Source organism: Methanohalophilus levihalophilus (genome assembly GCF_017874375.1).
In the GTDB taxonomy this organism is placed as follows: Archaea; Halobacteriota; Methanosarcinia; order Methanosarcinales; family Methanosarcinaceae; genus Methanohalophilus; species Methanohalophilus levihalophilus.
This window is the reverse complement of record NZ_JAGGLK010000001.1, coordinates 692,424-699,632: the sequence shown is the minus strand read 5'-3', so window position 1 is coordinate 699,632 and position 7,209 is coordinate 692,424. Positions and strand designations below refer to the sequence as shown.

Here is a 7,209-nt window from a genome sequence, read left to right as displayed (position 1 = left end):
GATGTAAACGCTGCTCTTAGTCTCCTTCAGCGTACTTCGATATCCGGTAAGACTGTTTTACCCATGGGTTCATCAATCTATAACAGAAGCAATGTTACTGTAATTCTGACATCTGACTCATCCGAACTCATTGCCAATACAACAAGTGATGAATATGGCGATTACAGTTTCAATGACGTTCCCAATGGCAATTATGCGATTGTTGCACTTCAGCATGTGTACTCTTCCAGTTCATCTACCTGGAAATGGTATACCAACACAACTGAAATTGTGATTGAGAACGGTGAGCCTTTATCAGACTTTGATTTACGTGTCAGTAGCAAAGACACAGAGACTGATGTAAACGCTGCTCTTAGTCTCCTTCAGCGTACTTCGATATCCGGTAAGACTGTTTTACCCATGGGTTCATCAATCTATAACAGAAGCAATGTAACTGTCTTGCTATTAGAGGAGATGGAAATTCAATCACCGGAAGTATTCACAAATAGTCCTCACCTGAATATTGCTATTGTTACTGGTTATGCAAGCCATACAATTTCGCTCAACGAAGCCCGCGATATAATAAACAATGATCCTGAGAAGAATATTACTTTCCACTATTATCTATCTGAATCTGTGAACGAACACGGCGCTGATCTAAGCGACATGGACGTAATCTATGTTCAGATGCTCAGTAGTACTACTGCATTGAATCTTATGGATACGGTTAATGAAGCGATTGAAAATGGAGCTGTTGTAATAGATGACAATACTGCTCTTAATGAGAGTATCCCATCCAATATTGACCCTGATAGCTTCAAAGAAGTTCTTCAAGTATACTGGGCAAACGGAGCTTATGATGCATCAAATATTGAGAATCTGGTCTATAAGATTGCATATGATTGTTATGGAAGAAAAGATCTTACGGTTGAATCCCCCAAAGAACTTCCGGACAGTGCAATCTATCATCCGGATATGGAAAGGCATTTGACTGAAAATCTAACCACATATCTGGAATGGTATCAAGGTCGTACGAATAGCAGCCATGCGTATGATCCAGCTCTTCCAACGGTTGGAATTACTTTCTACAAGAGTTACTATCCCTTGAATATAGAACCAGTGGATGCATTGATTCGGGAATTCGAATCCCGTGGTGTTAATGTGATTGCCACCTACGGCTCAGACAATCAACCTTGTGGTGACTATTTCAAAAATGATAATGAAACACTTGTAGATGCGATTGCCACGACTACCTATTTTGGGAACAAATTCGATGCGGAAGAATTGAATGTGCCTGTAATGAACTGGGTAATCAACAATTATATGAATCTCAGTGAATGGGAAAATAGCAGTCACCCGTTACCTTCCAACAAAATGCTGAAGATCGATCTTCCTGAACTTGAAGGTTCAATCGATCCAATAATTGTAGCTACATCGGAAATCAATCCAGATACTCAAGCCACCGAATATCGGTCTATTGATTATCAATTAGAATGGTTTGTAGATCGAACTATTGCCCAGACGAATCTTGCTGACAAACCTGAAGAGGAAAAGAAGATAGCAATAATTTATTACAGTCATGGTGGCGGAAAAGACAGTATCGGCGCTTCCTATCTGAATGTTGCATCCAGTCTTTGTAACATGCTGGTAGAAATGGAAAAAGCTGGATATAATGTTAATACTACCCATATTCCTAACCAGACAGCTCTTATTGATACAATGCTCACACAGGGTATCAATATCGGAACCTGGGCGCCGGGTGAATTGGAAAAACTTGTTGAAACCGGTAATGTTGTTTTGTTGCCTGTTGAGACATATCAACAGTGGTTTAGCGAGTTGCCGGAGGAGAAGCAACAAGAAGTCACTGACATGTGGGGTCCGGTTCCCGGTGAAATCATGGTGTATGAAAATGATACAGGTCAGTATCTGGTCATACCAAAGATTGATGCGGGTGATGGTGTGATGCTAACACCACAGCCGACACGTGGCTGGTTGCAGGACAACGATGTTCTGTATCACGATAAGGATCTTCCTCCTCACCACCAGTATATTGCTTTCTACCTCTGGTTGCAAAAGGATGATGGCTATGGTGCAGATGCGATTGTACACTTTGGTCGGCACGGTACACAGGAATGGCTTCCAGGCAAGCAGTTTGGGCTGTCAAGATACGACTGGCCATCTTTAATGACAGGTCATCTGCCGGTTGTATATCCCTATGTAATGGATGGTCTCGGTGAAGGAAACCAGGCGAAACGCAGGGGAAATGCAGTAATTATTGATCACCTTGTGCCTCCAATTATTGCAGCTGGCAGCTATGGTGACCACGCTAATCTGAGTGATGCAATAATAAACTATGAGATGGCTGTGTATGAGCCTCAAAAGGAGTTCCATAAAGCAGAGATAATCAACCTTACAAAAAAGTTAAATCTTGATGAACAACTTGACATGAACTTGATTGAGAATGAGACTACTTTTGAGGATGAGTTCCTGGAAGAACTTGAACACCTACTCGATGATCTCAAAACTACTTCAATGCCCTATGGTCTTCATATTCTGGGCACAGCTATGCAAGGGGACGAGCTTACGGGAATGATAAATTCCATGCTTGGCAGAAACTTTGCAGATGAGGTAAGTAAGTATAATTCTTCAGAAAATGCGCAGTTGCTTTTGCTGGATCTGGTTTTGAATCAGGGTATGAATCGAACTGCTGCACAGCAGGAAGTGCTGGGTACGACTTCATTGACTATTGATCACTATCTTGAGGATGCACAGTTGTACACAGCTAGCATACAAGAAAGTGAGAATGAAATCAACCAGACTCTCAGAGCACTTGATGGCCAATTCATAGCAGCCAACCTGGGTGGTGATCCTGTCGGGAAACCTGATACATTACCAACAGGCAGGAATTTCTATGCGTTTGATCAGCGCAAGGTTCCTACGGTGGCAGCATGGGAACTTGGTAAGTTAATGGCTGATCAGATGCTTGAGGCGCATAAGGAAAAACACGATGGTGAATATCCTCGAAAAGTGGCTTATGTGCTCTGGGCAGGGGAAACTACCCGCCATGAAGGTGTGATGGAAGCCCAGATATTCTATCTGCTCGGAGTTGAGCCTGTATGGGATAATGGCCGGGTTGTTGATGTAAAACCAATTGAAAATCTGGATCGGCCACGAATAGATGTAGTAATCCAGATTTCAGGGCTCTACAGGGATATGTTCCCGGATAAAGTGCGACTTATTGATAAGGCAGTTCAGGTTTCATACGAGCAGGATGAACCTCCAATAAATTATGTTAAGCAGAACTCTGATTTAATCAGAGATGCCCTAATGAACGAAACTCCTTCTCTAAGTGAAAGCGATGCGCACAACCTTTCACTATTGAGAATATTCGGTTCTGCTGACGGAGCATACGGAACAGGTCTTCCAAATGCCATAGAGGCAAGTGATACGTGGAATAATACTGATAAACTTGCAGAATTGTTCCTGAGCCGGATGAGTCATGCATATGGTCAGAATGTGTGGGGTACAGATGTTGATTCCCTGTACAGTATGAATCTAATTGATGTAGAAGTTACGGCTCACAGTCGTAGTTCCAATCTGTATGGAATGTTCGACAATGATGATTTTGTTCAGTATCTGGGAGGCTTAAATCTTTTGATAGAATACCTTTCAGGAAATGCGCCTGATTCATACGTAATTAATCTGGAGTCTCCAGGTTCTGAAGAGGTCCAGACATTGGAATCATATGCTTTTACTGAACTTTATTCCAGATATTTTAATCCAACATGGATTGAAGGAATGATGGCACATGGTTATGCAGGGGCTTCCGAAATGAGTGATTTCTTTGAAGTTCTATGGATGTGGGAAGCTACAAACCCGGAGTTGATAACAGATGCTATGTGGGAACAGGCTTATCAGACCTATATAAATGATCCTGAAGTCAGTGACTGGCTTAAGGAGACGAGTCCGTACCATTACCAGTCGATGACAGGAAGACTACTTGAAACTACAAGAAAAGAAGGCTGGGATGCACCTGACGAGATTGTCCAGCATCTTGTTAAGGAATACGTGGAATCTGTGGTCGAAAATGGTTTTACCTGCTGCCACCATACCTGTGGAAATCCTCTGTTGGATGAGTATGTGCAGGGTATTATGTCAGTTCCTGGTGTTGTTGACCAGGAGACGGCAGAGGAATATCAGAGACTAAGGCAGGAGTTAACCGGAACTACTCAGAGCAATGGAGATACTCAGAGTTCTACAACCTCTTCCAAGAGCAGTAGCTCTGGTGGAACCGGTGAGGCTCAGATCGTTTCTTCCGGTACAGAGAACCAGACTTATGCAAGTCCTGGTGGATATGGTGAATCACTGCAGGAACCATTACCACAGGAATCCAGTTCTTATGTTGAAGGCTACGAAATGAACAAGGAGTCTCAGCAACCTGAGAAATCTAGTAGTATGGCGTTCTCCGGTGCTGACATCATAGGCACAATACTTGTACTGATGGCAGTGGGAGTGATGTACGCCGGATACAGGAGAAGAGGTATCTAAAACAGACAGCGCCCGGAATTTCCGGGCTCACTTTCTTTTTTTCCTTTTTTGATTTTTTAGTATCTAGCAGTTATATATTTATCAGTTCATAATCCCTGCTTCCAAGTCCAATCTTCTCTCCATAATCAAGCTGGTGATTTCCCTCTGCATTTTCCCAGACTCCCTTGAACTTATCTTCCCCTATTTCAAAATTGGAATGCAGTTTTGAGTGAACAATCCCATGTTGCTGGTTCACGAGGTAGAGACTTGCTGCATCAATCGCTACAGGGTCAGTAGACGCAAGAATTCCGATATCCGGTACAAGTGGGATATCGCTCCATGGTACGCAATCACAGTCCGGGGTTATGTTAACAAGGAAATTCATGTAGCCGACTTTCTGCTGCTTCCCTGTGACCGCTCCAAGGGCATATTCAGTCATAATCTCAATGAACTTTTCAGAATCCCTTTCATGGTTAAATCCGATTGCTTCAACAGGACACACCAGCATGCATTCCCCGCACCCAACACAGCTTTCATGCCTGACAGACGCAATCCCTCCGGAAAGTTCCAGAGCTTCATAAATACAGGTATCAACACACTTTCCACATCCAACACAGGTGTCAGGATCGATTTCAGGATGTAATCCTGCATGCTGCTCCATCTTGCCGGGAACTGCTGCACATCCCATGGCAAGGTTCTTGATAGCTCCACCAAAACCCGCAAGTTCGTGTCCCTTGAAGTGAGACATTACTATCATGCCGGAGGCATCCGCAATCGATGATGCAATTTTGACTTTATCAAAATGAGTTCCTGAAATTGCAGTCTCACGGAAATCCTTTCCATCAAGGCCGTCTGCAATAACAAGAGGTGCCCTTGTGACCTCATAACCGAATCCATGCTCTATGGCAGTTGTCAGGTGATCTACAGCATTGCGGCGGGAACCTGAGTACAGTGTATTTGTATCCGTCAGGAGGGGTTTTGCCCCAGAATCCTGCAATTTTTCCACAACCTGCCGGACATGCACCGGGCTTATGAATCCTTCGTTACCTCTTTCACCGAAATGTAATTTTATAGCGGTAAGATCATTCTCATCAATTAAGGACTCGAATCCTGCCGCGTCAAAAAGGCGCCTGATTTTGCTCAGGGTGTTTTCAAAATCCTTCCGGACTTTCAAATCGGTGAAAAAGACCTTGCTTTTCATGAAGTCCAATTTAGTAAGTGTTGGACTATAACTATAGTGGTTAAAAAGAAAAAAGAGAATCCCGCCATTCAAGGCAGGATTAATGAATTTACTTGTTCTCAGGTGGCCAGTTGGTTTCCAGCCATCCAGGAAGTCTTCCTGAATCTGCAGGACCTATAAGGACCTTTGAACCAAGCTGGTCTTCAACATCACCCTGCAGCCTTGCGGAAAGTCCCGGAAGGATGACGGTGTTGAAAGAGGTCTTGTCTTTCAGGTCAAAGCCTGCATCATCAAGGGTCTTCTTGATCTTGGCAGCTGTAAGCTGTCCACCAGCGACAGATGCTTCCACACCAATACCGTCGGTATCAACAACTGCAATGTAGCAGTCTACCTGATTGGATGAAACATCACTCTCTACTGTGTAGTATGTGAGAGCGAAGTTTGTGGTAATGATAATTGGTGAATCAGCATTTGGTTCGCCAACTTCCATAATTCCAGGATCTACTGTCACGGGTTTACGTGGGTCAGTGTAGATGGTATCACGGATGTGAACCTGTGGGAGCAATGCGTGTGGCTGGATGCTGTGCATTATCATGATGTCGCCGTATTTGATTGTAAATACGGATGCAAGCACGGTTTCCCAGTAGGATGCGCTTATCTCATCATCATATGCCATCCATGCTGTAAGTGGCACTGCCATAATCGGATATGCAATATCCCTGTCACCTTCAATTCCTGCTCTCCTGATTTTCAGGAAATTGCCAAAAGTGGTTTTCAGGTCCTTGCCGGTTGGCATGGTACCCGGATCAAGCACAAGGTCATCAATTCCCATTTCGCTGAAAGTCTTTGCAAGGGTCTTGAGCATGTCAAGATCATTTGGTGCAAAGAGAGTTACAGGAACTTCATATTCCTTTGCAAGAGCAGCCATGTCCTGCCAGTTGTCTTTTGTTGCAGCATAAAGCAGAGGTTTCCTCTCTGCGGCCACTTCAAGAGAGGCTTTCAGGACTGCCGGATCAAAGGAGCAGAGAACCATTGGAAGTTCAGTGGTTTCCATGACCTTTTTCACTGTAGTAGCGAATGTTTCAGGATTGCCGGAAACACAACGGACTGCAACCATATCAACGCTAAGGAAATCTCCAACATAGAATTTCTTGAAATTCTGGATTGCGTTCACACGTTCCAGTAATTCCTTCTCATCCATGGTGTCGGTTACATCATATGCATAAGCGGTTTTGTTGAAGAATGTAAGCTTGTGACGGAAAAGAACATCGTCTCCACCGATTTTAACTGCTTTCTCACCAACGCCGATAGTAACTTCCCTGATCTCAGGCGCAAGAAGAGCTTCGAGTTCTTCGAGCTTCTTGGTGAACTTGTCATCCTCAACCATAGGAAGACAGTCTGTAGCCTTGTTTGATCTATCAATCAGGTGGGAAGCAAATGCCATACAGGTATCTTCGCCACATCTGCCACAGTTTGTTTTTGGCAGGTATTTGTAGGCCTCAAGGGGGCTGTTAACTTTCATT

3 protein-coding genes are annotated in these 7,209 nt (G+C 43.8%); 1 reads left to right on the top strand and 2 read right to left on the bottom strand.

What is annotated here, in order from left to right:
- A partial coding sequence (gene cobN / locus J2755_RS03635) for a cobaltochelatase subunit CobN (protein ID WP_280954365.1) occupies positions 1-4,527 on the top strand: 4,527 nt, incomplete at its 5' end.
- Between the two features lie 70 nt (positions 4,528-4,597).
- Here the strand turns inward: cobN and J2755_RS03630 are convergent.
- A complete protein-coding gene (locus J2755_RS03630; RefSeq protein ID WP_209679790.1) occupies positions 4,598-5,707 on the bottom strand; it encodes a DUF362 domain-containing protein in 1,110 nt (369 codons plus the stop codon).
- An 88-nt stretch (positions 5,708-5,795) separates the two neighbouring features.
- Positions 5,796-7,208, bottom strand: a complete 1,413-nt coding sequence (gene acsC / locus J2755_RS03625; protein WP_209679788.1) for an acetyl-CoA decarbonylase/synthase complex subunit gamma — start codon at positions 7,206-7,208, stop codon at positions 5,796-5,798.
- Between the last annotated feature and the right edge of the window lies 1 nt (position 7,209).

Excerpts from the sequence above, each read along its gene's own strand:
- J2755_RS03630 (WP_209679790.1), bottom strand. The coding sequence starts at position 5,707 with ATGAAAAGCAAGGTCTTTTTCACCGATTTGAAAGTCCGGAAGGATTTT.
- acsC (WP_209679788.1), bottom strand. The coding sequence starts at position 7,208 with ATGAAAGTTAACAGCCCCCTTGAGGCCTACAAATACCTGCCAAAAACA.